This window comes from Sphingomonas sp. IC081 (assembly GCF_006874585.1).
Taxonomy (GTDB): Bacteria; Pseudomonadota; Alphaproteobacteria; order Sphingomonadales; family Sphingomonadaceae; genus Novosphingobium.
This window is the reverse complement of record NZ_CP029761.1, coordinates 2,274,268-2,296,415: the sequence shown is the minus strand read 5'-3', so window position 1 is coordinate 2,296,415 and position 22,148 is coordinate 2,274,268. Positions and strand designations below refer to the sequence as shown.

Sequence of the window (22,148 nt, the reverse complement as noted above, 5' to 3'; positions counted from 1 at the left end):
TACCGATGAATGCACGCCGCCTGACTGCTACCGTCCTCTGCTCTGCCGCCGCGGTGACCGCTCTGAGCGGTTGTGCAAAGAAGGGCGATATCGTGGTCGATTCGGGTGTCGGCATCACGTCCGTGCGCACCGCATGCCCGGCCGTGGGCATCCCCGACTATACCGGCGACATGACCCTGTTCCGCGCGCCGAACGACAAGACCTCGACCAATATCGACATGGTCGCCGCCATGACGAACGTGCGCACCGAATGCAGCGATCGTGGCGGCGCACAGGCGAGCGACAAGGTCACCGCGACCGTCAGCTTCGACGTCCTGGCTCGCCGCAACGACAAGCAGGGCGCCCGTCAGGTGACGCTGCCGATCTTCGTGAGCGTGCTGCAGGGCGGTTCGGCGGTCGTTTCGAAGCGCGTCGGCCAGGTGCAGATCACCTTTGCCGACGGTCAGGACCGGGCGCAGGCCCACGGCACCGGCACGGCCTATATCGATCGTGCCGCCGCGACGCTGCCCGCCGAAATTCGCGAGCGCATCACCCGTCCGCGCAAGGCCGGCGATCAGGACGCCGCCGTCGATCCGCTGGCGCAGCCCGATGTCAAGGCCGCGGTTGCCCGCGCCAGCTTCGAGGTGCTGGTCGGGTTCCAGCTGACCGACGATCAGCTGGCCTACAACGCGACGCGCTGATCGGCGCTCGCCCGCTAACCCAAGAATGGCCCGGAAAGTCGCTTTCCGGGCCATTCTTGTGGGTACCGGGCTTATCCAGCGCGCGGGCGTGTCATGACCTGCTCGATCGCCTCGCGCGCATGGCGGGCTATCGCCTTGCGGTCGGTGCGTTGTTCTGCGGGCAGAGGCGGCAGGCAATGCACCGTGAGGCGGATCGGACGCCAACGCGCCAGCAGGCGCAGCGCGTTGGCGAGGCCCGGCTCGGCGCCGACCCAGGCGATGTCGGCCACCTGGGCGCCGTAATCGAGCCAGATCGGCTGGATGGCGAGGGCGCCGCAATCGGCATCCACGGCGGAAAGCAGCGAGGACTTGAACGGCAGCAGCCCGCTGCCGTCGCTGGTGGTGCCTTCCGGGAAGATCGCCAGGCGGCCGGTATCCGCGATGGCGCGGCGGACCTGCTCGATCTGGGCGGCGACCGAGCGGCGGTCGTGGCGGGCGACAAAGACGGTGTCGTTCAGCTCGCAAAGCCAGCGCAGCGGGCCGATCCCGGCCAGGCCGTCATGCGCGACGAAGGCAGTGCCGGTCGCGCCGGCCAGTGCCGGGATGTCGAGCCAGGAAACATGGTTGGCAAGCAGGACACCGCGCCGGGTGGGGGGGGAGCCTGCAAGGCGCGTGCGCAGTCCGCAGATCATGCCCACCGCGCGCAGGAAGCGGCGTGGAACCGGATTGGCGCGGGTGAACGGTGCCAGCAGGTAATAGGCGCCAAGGCAGGCAAGCAGCGTGGCGAGCAGGGCCGCGAGGCGCAATGCGATGATCGGCCAGCCCCGCAGCGGAATGCGGCGCTTCGCGGAGGAAGTCGCCGCTGCCGTGTTCACTTGCGGGTTTCGCCGTCCTCGCGCTCGATCCGGACGCCGAACAGTTCCATGCGGTGGTCGACGAGGCGGAAGCCGAGGCGTTCGGCAACCTGGCGCTGGAGCGCTTCGAGTTCGGGATCGACGAATTCGATGACGGCGCCGCTCTCGACGTCGATCATGTGGTCGTGATGGGCTTCGGGGGCCGCTTCGTAGCGGGCGCGGCCATCACCGAAATCGTGACGGTCAAGGATGCCGGCTTCCTCGAAGAGGCGCACGGTGCGGTAGACCGTGGCGATCGAGATGCCCGGGTCGAGCGCTGCAGCGCGCTGGTGCAGCTTCTCCACATCGGGGTGGTCCGTGCTTTCGGACAGGACCTTGGCGATCACCCGACGCTGTTCGGTGATACGCAGGCCGCGTTCGGCGCAGAGGGCTTCGATGTCGATTGGTTGATGCACGTTTGACCTGTATCAATGAAAAGAGGCGCACCGGCTATGTAGGCTGGTGCGCCTCCAATCTCAACCTTTGTGGGCCAAGGCAGGCCTGTCTTTCCGCAGCTTCGACCCGTGCCTGTGTGCATCGGGGCCGGGGTGCGGCGACATCCGCGCCTCTATCAGGCGGCGGCCGACTTGGGCTTGCGGCCGCGGCGCGCGTTGGGCTTGCGGCCGAGGCCGATCTTCTTGGCCAGTTCGCGGCGCTTTTCGGCGTAGTTCGGGGCGACCATCGGGTAGTCCGCGGGCAGGTTCCAGCGCACGCGGTATTCTTCCGGGGTCATGTTGTAGTGGGTCATGAGGTGGCGCTTGAGCATCTTCAGCTTCTTGCCGTCCTCGAGGCAGACGATGTAGTCGGGCTTGACCGAGGCGCGCACCGAAACGGCGGGCTCAGGCTTTTCTTCCTCGACGACGGTGGTGGTGCCGAGGCCGGCGAGCGCGCCATAGACGTTGGTGATCAGCGAGGGGAGATCCTCGACGCTGACGCTGTTGTTGCTGACGTGGGCGGCGACGATGTCCGAAGTGAGCGTGATCAACGTCTCGTTGGCATCAACCTGGATGGTGTCCATTTTCTTACGACCTCGATTTATTTTTGCGACTTTACCGAGCGGAATCGATGTGCGCTTCTCTTCCGCGATTTCGGCCTTGGACCAATCTGGTCCGCAATTCAAGATTATTCACAAGTTGCGACTAAAGTTCCAGTTATCGCTTGTTAATCGGTGGCCAGTAAAGGTCGATTTATACGGGTAATTACAAGTCCGACAAATTTCCATCACAGATGTCGCAAGCGAAAGTCAGGGCGTCGATGCGCTCTCCATTTTGCGTGCGGTAGTAGTCCTTGCGCTCGCCGATGGAATAGAAGCCGAAATTGCAATAGAGGGATTGTGCGGGGTTGCCGCGCCGCATTTCGAGAAGCAGGCGTCTGGCGCCGCGCCGGGCTGCGGCAAGACGCAGCGCGTCGAGAATGGCACGGCCCAGTCCAAGGCGCCGAAACTGCGGCTTCACGCCCAGGAGCAGCAGTTCCTCTTCTTCGTAGCCGGTGCGCGAAAGCGAAAAGCCGGCCGCTTCCTCGTCGCCGGTCACCGGCGTGCCGTCCGGCGAGATCAGGTAGTAGTGGCAATTGCCAAGGAGGAGAGCGTCGTCGACCTGCCGGCGGTTCCAGGCCTCGCCCCAGTTGGGGTCGAAGGCCGTTTCCATCACCGACATGATGCGGTCGAGGTCGTCGATCATCGTTGGGCGGCGCCTTTCGTGTCGGTTGCGGCTCTCGCGGCCATCGGCTTGGCGTCGGGCGCGCGGCCGTAGAGCGGCTGGATGTCTGCGGTGAAGGTGGAGGGGGGCAGCAATGTCACGCGGCGCGCATCGGGCCAGATTTCCAGCGCCTCGCCCGATTGGCGGGCGGCGACCAGTGCCTTGGCCTGGGTTCCCGCGACGAGTTCCTCGGGGCTGGCGGCGGCGGCTTCGGCGGGACGCAGCGAGGCGAGCGGGCGGACGATCGTGCCGTCCGCGTCGTAGCCCTCGATGAACCATTCGCCGTGGCCGCCGGTCATCGCCACGGCCACCGGCCGGGCGCCGCTTTCGGCGCGGGCGATCGCGGCAACGAGATCGAGCGAGGGGTAGCCCACCACGTCGGCGCCCCAGGCCAGGGCCAGTCCGCGCGCTGCCGCCAGGCCTACGCGTACGCCGGTGAAGCTGCCTGGTCCAAGTGCCACGGCGATGCGACCGGCACGGCCGCGACCGGGAAGGGCGGCGATCATCGGCACCAGCGCTTCGGCATGGCCGCGCCCGAGCAGGCGATAGTCGCCCGCGAGCAGTTCGCCATTTTCGAACAGCGCGACCGAACAGGCTTCGGTGGCGCTGTCGATCACCAGCATGCGGTTATCGTTGGAGGAGGTCATGATGAAGTGAAGTCGCCTGCTTGCGGTCAGGCCGCGCGCACTTCGGTAACTTCGGGGACATAGTGCTTGAGCAGGCTCTCGATGCCGTGCTTGAGCGTGGCGCTCGACGAGGGGCAGCCCGAGCAGGCGCCTTGCATGGCAAGGTAGACCACGCCGTCGCGGTAGCCGCGATAGACGATGTCGCCGCCGTCATTGGCCACGGCCGGGCGCACGCGGGTTTCGATCAGGTCCTTGATCTGGTCGACGATGTCGGCATCGGCGGGATCGTCGCCATAGTCTTCCTCCTCCTCGGGCGGGACCGAGAAGCCGCTGGCGCTGCCGCCGGCGAACAGGGGGGCCTGCGAAACGAAATGGTCGAGCAGGACCGAGACGACCTGCGGCTTGAGATCGCCCCACTCGACGCCGGGGGCGGCGGTGACCGAAACGAAGTGTTCGCCGAAGAACACGCCGGTCACGTCGCCGAGGTCGAACAGGGCCTGTGCCAGCGGCGAGGCCTCTGCCGCTTCGGGCGAGGTGAATTCGCGCGTGCCCGCGGGCATGACCTGCCGGCCGGGCAGGAACTTGAGCGTGGCGGGGTTCGGCGTGGTTTCGGTTTCGATGTACATGGTTCTCGCGATGTAGGGGGCGTGCGCGCGGGGTCAAGTGCGGGAAGGGTGGTAGCCGCCTCGATCACCTGAAAGTCGCGGCGCAATGGATGCATCGACTGTTGCATTATATGGGCAGTTCGAATGGCTTGGCTGCGGAACTTGGGAAGCCTGCAAGAAACTCCCCGCTATTCACTGGCCCTTAAGGAAGGGCGACCCTATACCCCTTGCGATGACGACCAAATCGCGCGCCGCCCGCTCGCTCGCCGCCCTGCTGCTCCTGGCACCGCTCCCGCAGCCCTTCCTGGCCTCGGCTTCGGCCGAATCCAAGGCCGATGCGGTCAAGGACGACGCGGCGCCGGGAAGCGCGCAGCCCGCACGCAAGGCGTCGGATGGTGCCGGAAAGCAGCGCTCCCGCAAGGGGGCACCGCAATCCGCGCAGCAGCGCATTCCGGTGGTGGTCAAGCAGAACGGCGAGGACGAGCCGCTGGTGGGCGACGCCGATCCCTGGCTCTACCGGGGCAGCGACATTCCCCATGACAAGGAATGGCACTTCGGCGAGCTTTCGAATGGCCTCAAGTATGCCGTTCGCCGCAACGGGGTGCCGCCGGGGCAGGTCTCGATCCGCATCCGCGTCGATGCCGGTTCGCTCTACGAAACCGATCCGGAGCGTGGCTACGCGCATCTGCTCGAACACATGCTGTTCCGCGAATCGAAGTACATTCCCGAGGGCACCGCGATCGCCGCCTTCCAGCGCCTCGGCGCGACCTTCGGCAGCGATACCAATGCGGTGACCTCGACCACGCAGACCGTGTTCAAGCTCGACCTGCCCAATGCCACGCCGACCTCGCTGGACGAGACGTTCAAGCTGATGAGCGGCATGGTCACCGCGCCGGCGCTCTCGGCCTCGAACCTCAAGCAGGACCTGCCGATCGTGCTGGCCGAAATGCGCGAGCGCGGGGGTGCTGCCAAGCGGGTGCAGCAGGCGATGCAGCAGGTGATCTACGCCGGTCAGCCGCTGTCGCAGCGCGAGCCGATCGGCACCGTCGAGACGCTGACCGCCGCCACGCCCGACACCGTGCGCGCGTTCTATTCGCGCTGGTACCGGCCCGACAACGTCGCGGTGATCGTGGCCGGTGATGCCGATCCGGCGACGCTGGAAAGCTATGTGAAGAAGTGGTTCGCCGGCTGGAAGGTGTCGGGCGCGCTGGCAAAGGCGCCGAGCTTCGGTGATCCCGCCGCGCCTGCGGGTGCCGATCCCGCCAACCCGGTGGGCGAGACGCGCGTGCTGGTCGAGCCGGACCTGCCGCCCTCGCTGCTCTATGCCACGCTGCGTCCCTGGCGGCAGGTGACCGACAACATCGCCTACAACCAGGGGCTGATGGTCGACGCGATCGCGCAGGCGGTGATCAACCGCCGTCTCGAGACCAAGGCGCGTGCGGGCGGCAGCTATCTCTCCGCTTCGGTCAATCAGGAGGACGTCTCGCGTTCGGCGGACGCCACGTTCGTGTCGATCACGCCGCTGGGCGATGACTGGAAGGCGGCGCTGCACGATGTGCGCGCGGTGATCGCCGATGCCATCGCGAACCCGCCGACACAGGAGGAGATCGACCGCGAAGTGGCCGAACTCGATGTCGGTTTCCAGGTCCCGGTCGAACAGCGCCGCATCCTGCCCGGCTCCAAGCTGGCGGACGACCTGGTCAATGCGCTCGACATCCGGGAGACGGTGGCGGGACCGGAGGACGTGCTGCGCATCTTCCGCGAATCGAAGCCGATGTTCACGCCGGCCAAGGTGCTGGAGCATAGCCGCCAGCTGTTCAGCGGCACGGTCACCCGCGCGCTGTTCAGCACCCAGAAGGCCGGCGGCGTCACCGACGAGGCGCTGCGCCAGGCGCTGATGGCGCCGATCACGCCTGATGCCTCGACCCGTTCGGCGAGCAATGCGCCGCCGGTCTCGTTCGATAACTTGCCCGCCATCGGCAAGCCGCAGAAGGCGGTGTCCGACCAGCCGACGGGCTTGCTGGACATCGAGCAACTCAACTTCGCCAATGGCGTCAAGGTCCTGCTCTGGCCGGTGCAGGAAGAGCCCGGCCGCGTCACCGTGAAGGTGCGTTTCGGCGGCGGCACCCGCGCGATGGCGGCCAAGGATGCACCCTATCTCGGCCTTGCCAACTATGCGCTGGTGGGCTCCGGTCTGGCGACGCTGGGGCAGGAGGATCTCGACCGGATCTCCACCGGCCGCAAGATGGGCTTCGACTTCGACGTGCAGGACGCCTCGTTCGTCTTCACGGCGGAAACCCGCCCGCAGGATCTGGCCGACCAGCTCTATCTCTTTGCCGCCAAGCTCGACCTGCCACGCTGGGATCCCAGTCCCTTCCTGCGTGCCAAGGCGGCGGCCAAGATCCAGTACGATACCTTCGCCACTTCGCCGCAGGGCGTGCTCAACCGCGACCTGACCTTCTATCAGCGCGGCAAGGATCCCCGTTTCGGCACGGCGACCCCCGCGCAGATCGAGGCGACGACGGCCAAGGGCTTCAAGGCGGTATGGAGCAAGGCGCTGGCGAGCGGCCCGGTCGAAGTGCAGATCTACGGCGACTTCGACAAGACGGCGGCCATCGCCGCGCTGGAGAAGACCTTCGGCGCGCTCAAGCCGCGGGTGCCGGCACCGATCGCCAAGGTCGCCGAAGTCACGGTGCCCAAGCCGTCCGACGTGCCGGTGGTGCTGCACCACCACGGCGATCCCGATCAGGCGGCGGCGGTGATCTCGTGGCCGACCGGCGGCGGCGCCATGGGCATTCGCGAATCGCGCCAGCTCGAGGTGCTGACCCAGCTCTTCACCAACCGCCTGCTCGATGCCATGCGCGAGAAGCTGGGCGTGGCCTATTCGCCCTACGTCTTTTCGCAGTGGCCGGTGGACATGACCACCGGCGGCTCGATCACGGCGGTGGCGCAGCTCGATCCCAAGTCGGTCACGGTGTTCTTCCAGACCGCCGACGAGATCGCCGAGAACCTGATCGCCAATCCGCCGACGGCCGAGGAACTGTCGCTGGTGACCGAACCGCTGCGCCAGCAGGTGACGCGCGCCGCATCGAGCACTTCGTTCTTCATGAGCCAGCTCGAGGGGGCGACCTACGACCCCTCGCGCATCGGCACGATCCGCACGATCCTCAACGACTACACGCTGGTGACGCCGCAGCAGATGCAGCAACTGGCCGCGCGCTATCTCGGCAAGGACAAGTCCTGGCGGCTTGAGGTGATGCCGGAAGGCAAAAGCTCCGGCACGGTGGCCAGGCGCTGAATAGGAACGGGAGGCTTCGGCCTCCCGTTTTGGTTTGGGGCTTGCCGCAAACGTGAATGAAGCATCGGCTGCTGAGAGTGGCCATCCGTAGTTGCGGATGGGCGGGCGTCCGTTATCCGGATTTTTCAGAAAATTGCTGTCGCTCCGGGTGCACCCCATTGCGGACGTTCGTTGAACCCGGATGGCTTGCCGATTGTTCACTCCATTCGTCATTCCCGCGAAGGCGGGAATCCAGTAGCAACCTGGCAATGAAGGACACCTTCGCGGCCGCCGTCTATGTTCTCGCTTCAGCACGAAACGGCACACTCTACACCGGCACTACCTCGAACCTGATCCAACGCCTCGCCCAGCATCGCAGCGAATACTTCGACGGCTTCAGCGCCCGCTATGGAACCAAGCTGCTGGTGTGGTTCGAAATGCACGCGACAATGGAACACGCGATCCAGCGAGAGAAGCGGATCAAGAAATGGAACCGTGACTGGAAGCTCAGGTTGATCGAAGAAGGCAATCCACGATGGCGCGATCTCGCCACCGACTTTGGCTTCGAAGCGCTGCGTTGACTGGATTCCCGCCTCCGCGGGAATGACGAAGAGGGGGCGGGAATGACGAAGAGGGGGCGGGAATGACGAAGAGGGGGCGGGAATGACGAAGAGGGGGCGGGAATGACGAAGATCTGGGGGCAGATTTGGCATCGGCAACGGGTGTTTTAAAATCCGGACCAGACGGTCGGCTAACCCCGACAAAGTTGCTCCTCCCACCCGCTCAGGCTGAGCTTGTCGCAGCCCCCTGAGGCGCGGCGCAAGGCTTCCCATCGTTCGGCAAGCTCAGGATGAGCGGAGCGGATGGGGCAGGGCCGTCTCTCCTGATGCTTCAGTCATGCGGGGACCGACCTCCCGCAGATGCCGAACAGGCTCGTGTGCGAGGCGGCAGCGCAGGCAATGGCACTCCACGGTGGCGAGGGGAAGCGGCCTCTCTCGACCGATAGGCACTCTCCGGGGCTGCCCTCCGGCAACAATCTTGCCCATCGCTCCGGTGCTGTGGCGCAATCGATCACGCTGATCGGCTAAACCGGCTTTGCAAAAATTGCTTGGAGCGGCTATGGGGCGCCCCTTGTTTGCGGTTCTTGCCGGTTTGGCCCTGTGCATGTGGCGCGGGGAGTGAAGGCGAAGGAACAGCCAGGAGTACATGACGTGGCTAGCAATTGGACCCCGGAAAGCTGGAAGGCTAAGGAAGCCCGCCACCTTCCGGTTTATGGCGATGCGGAGAAGCTGGGCGAGGTCGAGGCCACGCTTGCGAAGTTTCCGCCGCTGGTCTTTGCGGGCGAGGCGCGTGCTCTGAAGGCGGATCTCGCCGAAGTCGCCGCCGGTCGCGGTTTCCTGCTGCAGGGCGGGGACTGCGCGGAAAGCTTTGCCGAATTCAGCGCCGACAACATCCGCGATTCCTTCCGCGTGCTGCTGCAGATGGCGGTCGTCCTGACCTTCGCCAGCAAGCAGCCGGTGGTGAAGCTGGGCCGCATGGCGGGCCAGTTCGCCAAGCCGCGCTCGGCCCCGACCGAGATGGTGGGCGGCGTCGAGATGCCCAGCTACTTCGGCGACATCATCAATGGCATCGAAGGCAACGCCGAAGCGCGTCGCAACGATCCGGAACGCATGCTGCGCGCCTATACGCAGTCCTCGGCCACGCTGAACCTGCTGCGCGCTTTCGCGCATGGCGGCTATGCGAACCTGCGCCAGGTCCACCAGTGGACGATGGAACACATCGGCCGCAGCCCCTGGGGCGAGAAGTTCGCGCAGATGGCCGACCGCATCGGCGAGGCGCTGGACTTCATGGCTGCCTGCGGCGTGGACCCGACCTCGGTCCCGCAGCTTCAGGGCACCGACTTCTACACCAGCCACGAAGCGCTGCTGCTCCCCTACGAGCAGGCCCTGACGCGCCGCGATTCGCTGACCGGCGACTGGTACGACTGTTCGGCCCACATGCTGTGGATCGGCGACCGTACCCGCTTCGAGGGATCGGCCCATGTCGAGTACCTGCGCGGCGTCGGCAACCCGATCGGCATGAAGTGCGGCCCCAGCCTTGAGCCCGACGCGCTGCTGCGCATGCTCGATACGCTGAACCCGGGCCGCGAGCCGGGCCGCATGACGCTGATCAGCCGCTATGGCCACGACAAGGTGGAAGCCGGCCTGCCCAAGCTGGTGCGCGCGGTGAAGGCCGAAGGTCATCCGGTGGTGTGGTCGTGCGACCCGATGCATGGCAACGTCATCAAGACCGACACCGGCTTCAAGACCCGTCCGTATGAGCGCATCCTTGCCGAAGTGCGCGGCTTCTTTGCCGTCCACCGCGCCGAGGGCACCCATGCCGGCGGCATCCATATCGAGATGACCGGCCAGGACGTCACCGAATGCACCGGCGGCGCCATCGCCATCACCGACGAGGCGCTGAAGGATCGCTACCACACCCACTGCGACCCCCGCCTCAACGGTGCGCAGTCGATCGAACTCGCATTCGAGCTGGCGGACCTGCTCAACCTCGAAGCGACCGAGCGGCACAAGCAGGCGGCCTGATCCGCCGCTTGTTCCTGGTGAACATGCACGGGCAGGGGAGCGATGGCTCTCCTGCCCGTTTGCTTATGCGCTCCGTTCCAGCCGCGACCGTTCGGCGCCGCGCGGCCGTCAGGACAGCGCCACCGGATCCTCGGGGGCATCGCGCAGGCGCAAGTAGAGCTTGCCGTCCACCGGGCGTGGTACGGCCAGGCTGCCCCCGGTGAAGCCGGGCGGAACCGCCACGGGCTGGGCGAACGTGCGCTCGGCGGAGACGGCACCGATCAGGAACAGGTCGCGGCCCGACAGCGTGCACGGCGTGGCCGCATCGCTCTTGTTATCGGCGCAGGCGAGGTTCTCGATGCGCGGCAGGCGGGCGAGCGTTGCCAGCGGCTTCCAGTCGCCCGCGGTGTCGGCCCCGACCAGGCGGAAACGCAGTGGGCCGAAGGTTCCGGCGGGTAGATCGGCGGCCTTGAGGCGGGCGACCATGACGTGCTGGCTTTCCAGTGTCAGGCCCTTGCCGGCGCTCAGGCGGGCGGCGACCGGGCCTCCGGTCGTGGCGATCTCGATGGTGGAGGCCGTGTCGAAACGCTCGCCCGGCGCCGCCTTGATCGAGAAGACCAGTTCGCCGTTGTCCGGCAGCAGGTCGCCGGAGCCGAGTTCGAGCGACCGCGCACCGGGCGCCGAAGGGCCGGGATAGACGGTGCGGCCGATCAGTTCCGCTTGCGGGCGCGACGCGGCGATGCGGGTCGGCAGCGAAAGACTGCGCCCGTCGGCCAGCGCGATGACGGCCTTGCCGGCCGTTCCCGTGTCAGGCGCTTTTGCGCCGCCCTGAGCGACGAGGCGCAGGCGGTCTACGGCTCCCTCGCGCGTCAGGCCGTCGGGCTTGAATTCGATCTCGCCCAGCGTCAGCGATTGCACCTGATCGAGCCGCTGGCCGGTCAGTTCGCCTTCGGTGTCTCCGGCATGGAGTTCGAAACCGTCGATCCGGCTGGCTTCGGCGCGGGCGCGCAGGCTCAGTGTTTCGGGCCCCTTGGCACCCTGATAGCGCAGTTCCACGCGCACTGCGCCGGGCGCGGCCTTGGCCAGCGGCACCGTGAAGGCAAGCCGGTTGCCGTCGCGCACTTTCCATTCGAGCGCTTTGGGGCCGCCGTTTCTTTGCTGCATCGTCACGTCCTCGACACAGGACGGCGCCGCGCTTTCGAGCACGACCTCGTTGTCGCGCCCCAGGACCAGCCCGTCGGCATCGCCGGTCACTTTCCAGGCATTGCCGTCCGGTCGCTGGAGCAGGAACTCCGGCCCCTCGAACGGCGCGAAGCCCCAGAGGCCGTGAAGCTGCGCGCGCATCGAACCGGTGAAAGCGCTCGGTAGTGCCTCCCCGGTGATGACGTAGCCGCCCTTGTCGGCGCGCGGCGTCACCGGCACGTCGATGGTCTGGCCGGAAGCAGTGGTGATCTTGACCTTCATGTCATGCGCAAAGGCGGTGGAGAACACCAGCGGCGCCCCCTCGACCGGCAGCAGGGCACCGGGGCGGGCGATGCAGACCGGGGCCTTTGCGGTACTGCGCAGCTGCGGGGGAATGTCCGCCTCGATCGCGGGCAGGGCGGTGACCATGACCGACTTGGGTTTCTGGAACGAAGGCGCGGCATTGAGCAGCAGCGACATCGTCTCGTCCCGGCGAACCGAGAGTGTCGGCAGGTAGCCGAACTGCGGGTTGCTGAAGGCGCCGAAGATGCGGGCAATGTCGCGGGCGACGCCGATATAGGCGCTGTAATAGCCCGCGCCCGCCTCGGGCGTGGCGCTTAGCTGCAGGGCAAGGTCGGTGGGCGTGCCGGTCAGCGTATCGGCCAGGGAACTGGAATGGACGTCGTTGAGGACAAGCGATTCCTTGTTCTCCAGCAGGCAGGAGGCCTGCATCTCGATGACCTTGGACAGGCAGTCCTCGTTGAGCTTGATCGAGAGGCTGCGGGCCAGCACCGGGGCTACCGCACGAAGGTATTCCGGCCCGGTGTTGTCTTGCGCCTGGATCGCGCCCATGAACGCGGTGAGGCGCGAATGGTCGAGCGAGGCCTGGTTGAGGTCCTGACTGGCGCGCACGAATTCGCCCGGCTTGCCGCGTACCGCATCGACCAGCGCGCCTTCCGCGCCGTTGGTATCGGGCACCATCAGCACGACCATCTGCCGCGCGCCCTTGGGCACGGTGAGGGTGAGCGCCTTGTCCTTTTCCTTGCTCTTCCAGGTGTCGGCGATGGCGATCCAGTTCTTGGGCGGCGGATTGGTGGCGCCGCGCAGGAACGCCGAGACCAGCAGGAACTTGAGCCCCTGATCCTCGGGCAGCGCGGCGTGGACGGAGATCCTGTCGCCTTCGGCAAGGCTGGGCACTTGTGCGATCGGCAGGGTCTGCTGGCCGCGCGTCACGGTGATCCGCAGGTCTGGGCCGGTCAGTTCGAAGGGGGCGGGATCGGCCTGGGCCGGAGCGGCCGTGCAGAGCAGGGTGGCCAGAGCGAGCGGCACGGTGCGCGCGAAGAGGCGGGCAGGCGCGCAAGTGGAGCGGGGCGAATCGGCATCCTTCATGCAGAGTGGCAAAGCGTGTGTTTCCTGTCGGTTGCCTGACTCATGGGCTGACTTTACGAAAATAATACGCTTGGCCGCCACTTGCGGCGGATAACGATCGATCGTGGCGGCTTTCGGGCAGGCCTGCGCCGTCCACGATAACGGCGGTGTTCACGCTTGACCGCGTGAAATGCACGCGTCACCAATCGCTTCCATGACAAGAAACCTTCGGGCCCGCAGCCTTCGCATCGCCGTCAGTGTCGCCGCCGCGCCGCTGGCTCTCGCCGCCGCCTCGCAGCTTTCCGCGCAGGATAGGGCAGCCAAGACCGACACCATGATGAACGAGCAGGTCGCCTCGTACGACTGGGTGCGCCCGCAGGCGGACTATATCCGCCGCGAGGTGATGATCCCGATGCGCGACGGCAAGAAGCTGTTCACCGTCATCGTGATGCGCAAGGGTACGCATGACGGCCCGATCCTGCTCAGCCGCACGCCCTACAACGCCGGCAAGATGAGCAGCCGCAACCGCAGCCAGAAGATCGAGGAAATTCTCCCGGTCATGGACGCGGACTTCGTGAACGACGGCTATATCCGCGTCTATCAGGACGTGCGCGGGCTGGATGGTTCCGAAGGCGACTACGTGATGAACCGCCCGCTGCGCGGCCCCCTGAACCCCACCAAGGTCGATCACGCCACCGATACGTACGACACGATCGACTGGCTGGTGAAGCACGTGAAGGAAAGCAACGGCAAGGTGGGCATCACCGGGTCGTCCTACCTCGGCTTCACCTCGCTGATGGCGCTGGTCGATCCGCATCCCGCGCTCAAGGCCTCGGTGCCGCAGAGCCCGATGGTCGACGGCTGGATGGGCGACGACTGGTTCCACAACGGCGCCTTCCGCATGTTCGGCTTCGACTACGATCTGGGCCAGACGGTCAAGAAGGGCGGCGGCTCGGTGCCCAAGGGCACGGGCGACGAGTATCAGGCCTATCTCGAGGCCGGTTCGGCGATGGAATACGCCAAGGCCTATGGGCTGCTGGACCTGCCGGTCGTGCGCAAGGTGCTGGAGCATCCCAGCTATGATGCATGGTGGCAGGGGCAGGCGGTGGACAAGCTGCTGGCCGCGCGCAAGCTGACCGTGCCGACGATGCTGGTGGTGGGCCAGTGGGATCAGGAAGACAGCTACGGCGCCCCGGCAGTCTACAAGGCGCTGGAGCCGCAGGACACCAACAACGACATGGTCTCGCTGGTGATCGGCCCCTGGCGCCACTCCCAGGTGAACTACGAGGCGCGCGAGCTTGGCCCGCTGAAGTGGGAAGGCGATACCGGCGGCCAGTTCCGCCGCAACTACATGAAGCCGTTCCTCGACTGCCACCTGAAGACAAATGCGCCGAAGTGCGACACGCCGCCGGTGCTGACTTACGCCACCGGCGCGGTCGGAGCCAAGGCGGGCTGGGAAGTCTCGCAGAAGTGGCCCGCAGGGAACTACACGCCGCTGTACCTTGCGGGTAATTACGGCCTCTCGTGGGCGAAGCCGGCGGCGGGCAGCGACAGCTACGTGTCCGACCCGGCCAAGCCCGTGCCGATGCTGCCGCGCCCGGTGCACATGCAGGGCGAGGAATGGAAGACCTGGCTCGTTCACGACCAGCGCTTCGTCGATGGCCGCCCGGACGTGCTGAGCTACACCACCGGCGTGCTCGACAAGCCGGTGCACATCATGGGCGCGCCCAAGGTGGAACTGCACGCCTCCACCACCGGGCAGGACAGCGACTATGTGGTCAAGCTGATCGACGTCTATCCGCAGGAAAACTCGGCCAATCCGGAACTGGCGGGTTATCAGTTGGGTGTCGGCATCGAGATCTTCCGGGGGCGCTATGTGAACGGCTTCGACAAGCCGCAGCCGCTGGAGCCCGGCAAGGGCTATACCTTCCAGTGGTCGCTGCCCAACGTCGATCACGTGTTCCTGCCGGGGCACAAGATCATGGTCCAGGTGCAGTCCAGCCTGTTCCCGCTCTATGACCGCAACCCGCAGTCCTGGGTGCCTTCCATCATGGAGGCGATGCCCAAGGACTATGTGAAGGCCACCGAGACCGTGCAGTATGGCGGCGATGCGGCCAGCGCGGTGTGGCTGCCCATCGCCGGGAACTGACGGCGTTCAGATCGTCTCCCGGTCGATACCGGGAGACGATCATGAGCGGACCTTTTGACCTTTCCGGGCGCCTCGCGCTCGTGACCGGCGGTGCCAGCGGGATTGGCGCGGGCATCTGCGCGGTGCTGACCTGCGCCGGAGCGCGGGTGGTCGTGCTCGACCGGGACGAAGCCGGTGCGCGGGCGCAAGTCGAGGCAGGCAAGGCGGTGGACGCGGTCATGGTGGACCTCGCCGATGAGGCGTCCATCGTCTCTGCCTGTGCAGAGGCTGCTGGGCGCCATGGCACGCCTTGGTTGCTGGTCAACAACGCCGGGCTTCAGCACCGCGAAATGCTGCTGGAGGGCACGGCGGCACATTGGCAGCGGATCGAGGCGATCAACGCGCGCGCGCCGTTCCTGATGATCCGCGAAGTGGCGCGGGCGATGATCGCCGGCGGCAAGGGCGGGCGCGTGGTCAACTGCGCCTCATGCGGGCTGGTTGGCCAGTTCGTGCAGGGGCTGGCGGCCTACATGGCCAGCAAGGGCGCGCTCGCGGCGCTCACCACCAGTGCCGCCTTCGAACTTGCGGCGCACGGGATCACCGTCAACACCGTGCTGCCGGGCGGCGTCGGCACGCCCGGCGCGATCCATGCCGAAGGACCGCCGCCGGTCGGCCCGGGCAATCGAACCCCGCCGCTGGGCCGTTGCACGGCCGAGGACATCGCCTCGGCCGTACTCTATTTCGCGACCCCGATGGCGCACCGGGTGACCAATCAGGTGCTCGCCGTCGACGGCGGGTTCACGGTGACTTGAACACGGCACGAAGGGGTGAGGTTTTCCGTCCCCCGGAACGCTCGCCAAATCCAAACGCGTCATCCCCGCGAAGGCGGGGATCCCGCTTGTTCTTCGGGGCGAGGCAAAAAGGAAGCGGGGCCCCCGCCTTCGCGGGAGGGGGCGAGGTTTTGTATTCGATAGAAGGCTCTACACCGCGTTCCGCTTGGCAATCGCCGCCAGCACGGCGGCGCTTGGCTTGGGGGTGCGGGCGAAGGTCGCGCGGTCGACGGAGCATAGCCCGTACTTGTGCTTGAAGCCGAACACCCATTCGAAGTTGTCCGCCAGCGTCCAGTGGACATAGCCCAGCACCGGCACGCCGTCGGCAATGGCCTGCAGCAATCCGGAGAGCGCTTCGGGAATGAACTTCGCGCGCACTGCGTCGTCCTCGATGCCGATGCCGTGCTCGGTCACCATCACCGGCCGCCCGGTCGCCTCGTGGGCATAGCGCACTGCACCAGCCAGTGAGGCGGGGTAAATTTCCACGCCCATCTGACTGCGCGGCACATCGGCGGGTGGCTGGACCTGACCCTGCGCATTCCAGATCGCCCGCGCATAGTTCTGCACGCCGATGAAGTCGTCCTGCTTGGCCAGTTCCAGCCATGGCCCGTAGAATTGCTTGCGGATCGCGTCGCGCTGCGAATTCGCGCCGACGGCCTGATCGTCGCTCATCGTCAGGCTGACCCCCACCGGCAGGTCGCCGCGTGCGGCCTTGATCGCGGCGCGGCCGGCCTTGTGCGCGGCGAGCATGTTTTCCTCCAGCAGCGCAATGTCGTCGTGTTCGGGCAGCATGCCGTTCTTGAAGTTGCCGGCCCCGCAGGCCGCGCCCGCCGCCTGGTTCATCGCCTTTACCATGCCGGCCATCTGCGGCGGCAGGCCCTTGTCGACGAGGTGGATCATGTTCGGCTCGTTGAGTGTGGTGGTATAGCCCATGCCCGCCGCCAGGCGCCGCGCCGCCTTGTCGCAGTAGCGGGCAAACAGGTCGGCCGCCTCCTTCTGCGTCCATCCGCCTTGCGCCGCGAACCAGCGCGGCAGGGTGAAGTGGTTGAACGTTACCATCGGCGTCAGCCCGCGCGCATGGCAGCCGTCGATGATCCGGGCGTAGTGGTCGAGCATGGCGGTGGAGAACACGCCGGGACGCGGCTCGATCCGGGCCCATTCGATCGAGAAGCGATAGGTGTCGAGCCCCAGGCCTTTCACCAGATCGAGGTCGCGCGGCCAGAGTTCGAAGGAGTTGTTGGCATCGCCCGAAGGCTCCATGAACATCGTCGGCTTCACCTGCTCGACCAGCCAGAGGTCGCTCAGCGTATTGTTGCCCTCCACCTGATGCGCGGCGCTGGCGGTGCCCCAGCGGAAGCCCTTGGGGAAGCTTCTTGCCGTCGCGGCCATCGCCTTGCCGGATGGCGAGGCCAGTGCACCGGCCGCCAATCCGGAGGCCAACATCGTTCTGCGATCCATCACACTCTCCCAGTTTGCGCCGGTTTACGGGATCAGCCGCCCGGCGGTTTCGTTCCATGTCGCGACGAGGTCGAAGCCGCGCTCCTCCTGCAGCCATTGCAGTTCCAGCCCGTCCATCGCCGACAGCACCTGCCGCGCGAGACGGTCCGGTGTTTCGCCGGGCAGGTCGAGCAGTTCGGCGAAGCGACGGCGGGCAAGCCGGTCGCGGGTGACAAAATAGGCGTGGGCGGGGTGGTCGGCGGCGAGCGCTTCCACCCGCAGCATCGCATAGAGGCGCACCAGTTCGGGGTGCTGTGCATTCCGCGCGACGATGGCGGCCAGCACCTCCAGCACTTGCGCGCGGCTGCGCGGCGCCGCGTCGCGGGGGAAAAGGGCGGCGATGGCGTCCTCGTCCTGCCTGTCGCGGCGGTCGAGCACCGCCAGCAGCAGGTCGGTCTTCGAGCCGAAGTGGTGGAGCAGCCCGGCGTCGGTCATCGCGCAGCGCAGCGCCAGTTCGCGGATCGAGAACCCGTGAAAGCCGCGTTCGCCGATCACCGCGATCGCGGCATCGAGGATCGCGGTGCGCCGGTCCTCGCGGTTCATGCGGGTGCGCATGGGCTTTCTCCCGTTACCTAGTGATCGCTAGGTAGTCTGGAGGGCGGGGGCCGGGAAGGGGAGTGCCGCAGGTATCGCCCGGGCGAAGAACCTGTCTCAGCTCTCGCCGAAGAGCTCGCGCTGGGACGCCTCGATTTCCTCGAAATAGCGCCGCCTTGCATGGCGCTCGGTGACGACGCCAACGACTTTGCCGACCCCGTCCACCACCGCCAGTTCGTCGGCCACGGCAATGTCGAACGCCTTGATCATCGCGCGGATGTCGGTCGCGGGGGCGAGGGAAGTGTCGGCCAGCGTTGCCAGTGTGCCCACTTCGGTCTCGGGATCGAGGTTGGGGTTCCAGGCGGACGCGGTGGTGACGATACCGGCATAGCGGTCGGCTGCGTCGAGCAGGATCGCCTTGCTGGTCGATCCCAGCGGCACCCGCGCGCGGAATTCGGCGAGGGGCAGGGTGGCGGGCACCGAAACCCAGTCGGTGCGCATGATCCGCCCGGCGGTGAGGCTCAGCATCCAGCCGATGTCGCGCGGGGAGCGGATGATCGAGCCGCGAATGTGCAGCCGCCAGGTGGAGAACGAATAGCCGAAGGTCTCGCGCGTGAAGGCGCTGGAGACGAGCGCGGCGGTCAGCACCACACCCATCAGCGCGAAGTCGTGCGTGGTCTCGAGGATCAGCAGGGCCAGTGTCATCGGTCCGCCGACGATGGAGACGGCGACACCCGCCATGCCGACCAGTGCGGACTGGGTGGGGTCGAGTTCGATGCCGAATGGCAGCATCGCCACGGCTTGGGCAAAGATCAGCCCGACCAGCGAGCCGAGGAACAGCGAGGCGAAGAACAGCCCGCCGCGAAAACCGAAGCTTAGGGATATGACCGAAGACAGGATCTTCACCGCCAGCACCATCAGCAGGAACTGGATCGCCGGCTGCATGGCCAGGTTGAGGTGCATGGCCCCGTGCCCGGCGGACAGCGACTGCGGTGAAATCCAGGCCAGCGGCATCAGCAGCAGCCCGCCGATCAGCGGGCGCCACCTGGCGATGCGGGTGAGTTTCTGGACGTGGATTTCGGTGAACGTCACCAGCCGCATCACCAGGATGCCGACCAGCGCGCAGCAGATGCCCAGCAGCGCGTAGATGAAATAGTCCGGTGTCGTCAGCGGCCGCGTGCTGGAGGCGGCGATCAGGTAGGGCTCGACACCCAGTTGGCGGGTGATGAACGCGGCGCCCAGTGCTGCGGCGATGACCGGGGCGATGGCAGCGGGAGTGTAGGTGCCGATCACGATCTCGAAAGCGTAGAACGCACCTGCCAGCGGCGCGCCGAAGGCTGCGCCCACCGCTGCGCCGGCGCCCGCGCCGACCAGCGTGCGCATGTCCGACCGGCGCAGCTTGAACCACTGGCCCAGCACCGAGGCAACGCCGCCGCCCATCTGCGCATAGGCCGCCTCCAGCCCGACCGAGGCCCCGGCGCCGTTGGAAACGATGGTCTGGATCGAGATGATCAGGTTGTCGATGAACGGAATTCGCCCACTGTGCAGCGCATTGGCCTCGACGACGTCGATCGGGGCGCGGCGGCGGCGGCGCAGCAGATGGGCGATGCCGATCAGCACGAGGCCGCCCAGCGGCAGCGCCAGCAACCGCCAGGGATGACGGATCTCGCCGATCGCGCTGAGACGGTTGCCGGTGACGCCGTAGAGGATTTGCTGGATGCCGTGGGCCAGAAAGCCCTGCAGGTTGGTCAGCCATCCGGCCGCGATGCCCGCGGCCAGCGCGAGCAGGATGAATGCCAGTTCGCTTTCGCGCATGCGCCGTCGCTGGCGGACGACCAGGGCTTTGAGGGCATTGACGGCGGGACGTCGCATCGCCGCCGCTTGGCCCTCGCAGCATTCGAGAGTCAAGGCATGTGTTGGCGCAACAGGAGGAATTGCGCCGGCGGCATCGTTCCCCGCAAGCGAGCGATCCGGTCGCTCTCAGTCCGCAAACCGGCTGGTGACTTCGGCACCGCCAGCACGGTTACGCGAAATTTCGAGCATCTCGGCCAATTCCTGCCTGCCAACGCGCCCCTTCATCTGCGCGGAGGCGGCCGCCTATTTCGGCGGCATGCGGATGCCGCCGTCGAGGCGGATGCACTGGGCGTTGAAATAGGTGTTGCGCGTCAGTTCCAGCACCAGCGAGGCGAACTCGTCCGGGTTGCCGAGCCGCTTGGGGAAGGGCACGGCCTTGCCAAGTCCTTCGTAGACCGCCTCGTTCATTTCCTTCACGCGCAGCATCGGCGGCGTGGCGAAAGTGCCGGGCAGGATGGCGTTGACGCGGATTCCCAGATCCATGAGGTCGCGCGCCATCGGCAGCACCATGGCGTTCACCGCGCCCTTGCCGCCGCCATAGGCGACCTGGCCGATCTGCCCGTCCTGCGATGCCGCCGACGAGGTGAAAATGATGCAGCCACGCTCGCCATCATCGTTGACGGGATCGGAGCCCGCCATGCCCAGAGCTGCGATCGAGGCGACGCGGTACGAGGCGGTGAACACGCCCTCGGCGGTCCTGGCGATCTGCTCGGTCGCCATGCGCTTGTAGCCGCCGGTGGTCTTGTCGAACGAGACGGTCTTGCCGCCGCCTGCGACCACGGCGCAATGGACCACCACGCGCTCCTGCCCGTGCGCGGCGCGGGCCTTGGCAAAACCGGCCTCGACGCTGTCCTCGTCGAGGATGTTGACCTTGCAGAACACGCCGCCGATTTCTGCGGCGAACGCCTCGCCCGCTTCCTCGCTGATGTCGAACACGGCGACCTTCACGCCCGCATCGGCCAGAGCCCTGGCGCTGGCCCGGCCCAGGCCCGAGGCGCCGCCGGTGACCACGGCGGCCAGCGTGTTGTCGATCTTCATGGCGACGTCATCTCCCGCGATTCGCTGTTTGACCCAGCGCTAGCGCAACTTGGCCAAGCCTCGCGCGGCAGGAATGCGCAGGGCCGGTAAGTATCGCTCCAGCGCGCTTGCGCCGATTGCCGATCAGGCTGCACCTTCGGACAGGCGGGCCGCGCGCGGTGGTGGAACACCGTCAGGCAAACAGGCATGCGGAGAGAGTGGAATGGCCGAAGGGGATGCGGTGCTGGACACCAGCGACGTCGACAAGTGGGTGGGCAAGCCGGTTATCTTCGCGGAGTTCTGGGACCCTTGCAACGCTACCGACATCCGCCGCTGGGTGCAGGCGATGGACTATGCCAACCCCCTGCACTGGGACGAGAATTTCGCGCGATCCAGCGCTTTCGGCGGCATTGTCGCGCCGCAGAGCTTCACCGTGGCGATGGACTATGGCCACGGCTGCCACCCGTCCTGTATCGGCAAGGTTCCAGGATCGCACCTGATCTTTGCGGGGGAGGAATGGTGGTTCTACGGCAATCCCGTCCGCCCTGGCGACAAGTTGACGCAGGAACGGACTTTTGCCGGCTATCGCATCGCCGATACCGGCTTTGCCGGACCGACGATGTTTGCCGATGGCGATACCGTGCACCGCAACCAGCATGGCGCGCTGGTCGCCAAGGAGCGGGCAACCTCGATCCGCTACCTCGTCGAGGAGGCGAACAAGCGCAAGGTCTACGACAAGGAGAGCCGCAGCCCGAAGCTCTGGACGAGGGCGGAACTGGATGAAGTGGCCAGGATCCGGCTGGACTGGATCAAGTCAGGCCGGGACGGGGTTTCGCCGCGCTGGGGCGCGGTCAAGGTCGGCGATACGCTGCCGCGCCGGGCGATCGGGCCGCACAGCCGGGTGACCTTTGCGCTGGAATGCCGCGCGCACCGGCAGAACATCTGGGGCACCTGGCGCTGGAACGCGCCCGAGGGTATTCACGATCCGGCGCAGGAAGACGCCGGTTTCGGCGGCGACATGGCTTACGATTTCGAAGCCCGCAAGATCGATCCCCGACAGGGGGATGGCTTGTTCCATGGCCCCAGTTCCGGCCACATCAATCCCGAGAAGGCGGAAAAGGTCGGCATGGGCGGTGCTTATGGCTATGGCTCGTCGATGAATGCCTGGCACCTCGATACGGTGGCCTACTGGGCGGGGCACCAAGGTTACATCTGGCACTCTAAGACCCAGTTCCGCAGCCCGGCCTTCGAAGGCGACGTGACTTACGTGGACGCCGTCGTGACCGACAAGCAGGAGACCAGCGAGTTCGGCATGCCGGTGGTCACCGTCGAAACCCGGATGACAACGCAGGACGGGGCGACGATCCTCAAGGGCTCTGCCACGGTGTCGCTGCCGCTTTAGAGCCGTTTTCCGATC

18 protein-coding genes are annotated in these 22,148 nt (G+C 66.6%); 7 read left to right on the top strand and 11 right to left on the bottom strand.

Translation table 11 applies throughout. The annotated features are described in order from the left end of the window. The first annotated feature begins 5 nt into the window (after nt 1-5). A complete protein-coding gene (locus tag DM450_RS11000; protein ID WP_142634787.1) occupies nt 6-680 on the top strand; it encodes a hypothetical protein in 675 nt (224 codons plus the stop codon). 71 nt (nt 681-751) lie between these two features. On the opposite strand, the gene DM450_RS10995 is transcribed toward DM450_RS11000, so the two are convergent. From DM450_RS10995 to DM450_RS10970, 6 genes are all read right to left on the bottom strand, one after another. Further along, nucleotides 752-1,534: a lysophospholipid acyltransferase family protein gene (locus tag DM450_RS10995; RefSeq protein ID WP_142634785.1), complete on the bottom strand. Its 783-nt coding sequence runs from the start codon at nt 1,532-1,534 to the stop codon at nt 752-754. Further along, complete coding sequence (locus tag DM450_RS10990; protein WP_142634783.1) at nt 1,531-1,968, bottom strand: Fur family transcriptional regulator; 438 nt, start codon at nt 1,966-1,968, stop codon at nt 1,531-1,533. Before DM450_RS10990 ends, DM450_RS10995 begins: the two co-directional genes overlap by 4 nt. 155 nt (nt 1,969-2,123) lie before the next feature. Continuing rightward, a complete protein-coding gene (locus tag DM450_RS10985) occupies nt 2,124-2,570 on the bottom strand; it encodes a MucR family transcriptional regulator (RefSeq protein WP_142634781.1) in 447 nt (148 codons plus the stop codon). 181 nt (nt 2,571-2,751) lie between these two features. Next, nucleotides 2,752-3,231 (bottom strand): GNAT family N-acetyltransferase, encoded by a 480-nt coding sequence (locus DM450_RS10980; protein WP_142634779.1) that lies wholly within the window; start codon nt 3,229-3,231, stop codon nt 2,752-2,754. Beyond that, on the bottom strand, nt 3,228-3,896 hold the full coding sequence (gene tsaB / locus DM450_RS10975) for a tRNA (adenosine(37)-N6)-threonylcarbamoyltransferase complex dimerization subunit type 1 TsaB (protein WP_142634777.1): 669 nt from the start codon (nt 3,894-3,896) through the stop codon (nt 3,228-3,230). Before tsaB ends, DM450_RS10980 begins: the two co-directional genes overlap by 4 nt. A 26-nt stretch (nt 3,897-3,922) precedes the next feature. Beyond that, the gene (locus DM450_RS10970; protein ID WP_142634775.1) at nt 3,923-4,501 is read right to left on the bottom strand and encodes a NifU family protein; all 579 of its coding nucleotides are present in this window, start codon (nt 4,499-4,501) and stop codon (nt 3,923-3,925) included. Between the two features lie 211 nt (nt 4,502-4,712). Between DM450_RS10970 and DM450_RS10965 the strand changes: the two genes are divergently transcribed. The 3 genes from DM450_RS10965 to DM450_RS10955 all read left to right on the top strand — a co-directional run bounded on the left by DM450_RS10965 (nt 4,713) and on the right by DM450_RS10955 (nt 10,342). Beyond that, nucleotides 4,713-7,778, top strand: coding sequence for a pitrilysin family protein (locus DM450_RS10965; RefSeq protein WP_260609798.1), 3,066 nt, complete (start codon nt 4,713-4,715; stop codon nt 7,776-7,778). Nucleotides 7,779-8,026: 248 nt separating this feature from the next. Further along, a complete protein-coding gene (locus DM450_RS10960) occupies nt 8,027-8,338 on the top strand; it encodes a GIY-YIG nuclease family protein (protein ID WP_142634773.1) in 312 nt (103 codons plus the stop codon). A gap of 630 nt (nt 8,339-8,968) precedes the next feature. Further along, nucleotides 8,969-10,342 (top strand): class II 3-deoxy-7-phosphoheptulonate synthase, encoded by a 1,374-nt coding sequence (locus tag DM450_RS10955; RefSeq protein WP_142634771.1) that lies wholly within the window; start codon nt 8,969-8,971, stop codon nt 10,340-10,342. A gap of 108 nt (nt 10,343-10,450) precedes the next feature. On the opposite strand, the gene DM450_RS10950 is transcribed toward DM450_RS10955, so the two are convergent. Further along, nucleotides 10,451-12,892, bottom strand: a complete 2,442-nt coding sequence (locus DM450_RS10950) for a hypothetical protein (RefSeq protein ID WP_260609797.1) — start codon at nt 12,890-12,892, stop codon at nt 10,451-10,453. 193 nt (nt 12,893-13,085) lie between these two features. Here DM450_RS10950 and DM450_RS10945 point away from each other — a divergent pair, with 193 nt between their 5' ends. Together DM450_RS10945 and DM450_RS10940 are read left to right on the top strand one after the other, a co-directional pair. Then, nucleotides 13,086-15,020, top strand: a complete 1,935-nt coding sequence (locus DM450_RS10945; RefSeq protein WP_142634769.1) for a CocE/NonD family hydrolase — start codon at nt 13,086-13,088, stop codon at nt 15,018-15,020. Between the two features lie 41 nt (nt 15,021-15,061). Continuing rightward, the gene (locus tag DM450_RS10940; protein ID WP_142634767.1) at nt 15,062-15,811 is read left to right on the top strand and encodes an SDR family NAD(P)-dependent oxidoreductase; all 750 of its coding nucleotides are present in this window, start codon (nt 15,062-15,064) and stop codon (nt 15,809-15,811) included. Nucleotides 15,812-15,979: 168 nt separating this feature from the next. On the opposite strand, the gene DM450_RS10935 is transcribed toward DM450_RS10940, so the two are convergent. The 4 genes from DM450_RS10935 to DM450_RS10920 all read right to left on the bottom strand — a co-directional run bounded on the left by DM450_RS10935 (nt 15,980) and on the right by DM450_RS10920 (nt 20,752). Then, a complete protein-coding gene (locus tag DM450_RS10935) occupies nt 15,980-17,290 on the bottom strand; it encodes a glycoside hydrolase family 1 protein (protein WP_142634765.1) in 1,311 nt (436 codons plus the stop codon). 21 nt (nt 17,291-17,311) lie between these two features. After that, nucleotides 17,312-17,881: a TetR/AcrR family transcriptional regulator gene (locus DM450_RS10930; protein WP_142634763.1), complete on the bottom strand. Its 570-nt coding sequence runs from the start codon at nt 17,879-17,881 to the stop codon at nt 17,312-17,314. Between the two features lie 96 nt (nt 17,882-17,977). Continuing rightward, nucleotides 17,978-19,732, bottom strand: a complete 1,755-nt coding sequence (locus tag DM450_RS10925; protein ID WP_142634761.1) for a chloride channel protein — start codon at nt 19,730-19,732, stop codon at nt 17,978-17,980. A gap of 225 nt (nt 19,733-19,957) precedes the next feature. Next, nucleotides 19,958-20,752, bottom strand: coding sequence for an SDR family oxidoreductase (locus DM450_RS10920; RefSeq protein ID WP_142634759.1), 795 nt, complete (start codon nt 20,750-20,752; stop codon nt 19,958-19,960). Between the two features lie 202 nt (nt 20,753-20,954). Here DM450_RS10920 and DM450_RS10915 point away from each other — a divergent pair, with 202 nt between their 5' ends. Next, nucleotides 20,955-22,133 (top strand): MaoC family dehydratase N-terminal domain-containing protein, encoded by a 1,179-nt coding sequence (locus DM450_RS10915; RefSeq protein WP_142634757.1) that lies wholly within the window; start codon nt 20,955-20,957, stop codon nt 22,131-22,133. Nucleotides 22,134-22,148 lie beyond the last annotated feature (15 nt).

Excerpts from the sequence above, each read along its gene's own strand:
- DM450_RS11000 (WP_142634787.1), top strand. The coding sequence starts at position 6 with ATGAATGCACGCCGCCTGACTGCTACCGTCCTCTGCTCTGCCGCCGCG.
- DM450_RS10985 (WP_142634781.1), bottom strand. The coding sequence starts at position 2,570 with ATGGACACCATCCAGGTTGATGCCAACGAGACGTTGATCACGCTCACT.
- DM450_RS10980 (WP_142634779.1), bottom strand. The coding sequence starts at position 3,231 with ATGATCGACGACCTCGACCGCATCATGTCGGTGATGGAAACGGCCTTC.
- tsaB (WP_142634777.1), bottom strand. The coding sequence starts at position 3,896 with ATGACCTCCTCCAACGATAACCGCATGCTGGTGATCGACAGCGCCACC.
- DM450_RS10970 (WP_142634775.1), bottom strand. The coding sequence starts at position 4,501 with ATGTACATCGAAACCGAAACCACGCCGAACCCCGCCACGCTCAAGTTC.
- DM450_RS10965 (WP_260609798.1), top strand. The coding sequence starts at position 4,713 with ATGACGACCAAATCGCGCGCCGCCCGCTCGCTCGCCGCCCTGCTGCTC.
- DM450_RS10960 (WP_142634773.1), top strand. The coding sequence starts at position 8,027 with ATGAAGGACACCTTCGCGGCCGCCGTCTATGTTCTCGCTTCAGCACGA.
- DM450_RS10950 (WP_260609797.1), bottom strand. The coding sequence starts at position 12,892 with ATGAAGGATGCCGATTCGCCCCGCTCCACTTGCGCGCCTGCCCGCCTC.
- DM450_RS10945 (WP_142634769.1), top strand. The coding sequence starts at position 13,086 with ATGACAAGAAACCTTCGGGCCCGCAGCCTTCGCATCGCCGTCAGTGTC.
- DM450_RS10940 (WP_142634767.1), top strand. The coding sequence starts at position 15,062 with ATGAGCGGACCTTTTGACCTTTCCGGGCGCCTCGCGCTCGTGACCGGC.
- DM450_RS10930 (WP_142634763.1), bottom strand. The coding sequence starts at position 17,881 with ATGCGCACCCGCATGAACCGCGAGGACCGGCGCACCGCGATCCTCGAT.
- DM450_RS10925 (WP_142634761.1), bottom strand. The coding sequence starts at position 19,732 with ATGCGACGTCCCGCCGTCAATGCCCTCAAAGCCCTGGTCGTCCGCCAG.
- DM450_RS10920 (WP_142634759.1), bottom strand. The coding sequence starts at position 20,752 with ATGAAGATCGACAACACGCTGGCCGCCGTGGTCACCGGCGGCGCCTCG.
- DM450_RS10915 (WP_142634757.1), top strand. The coding sequence starts at position 20,955 with ATGGCCGAAGGGGATGCGGTGCTGGACACCAGCGACGTCGACAAGTGG.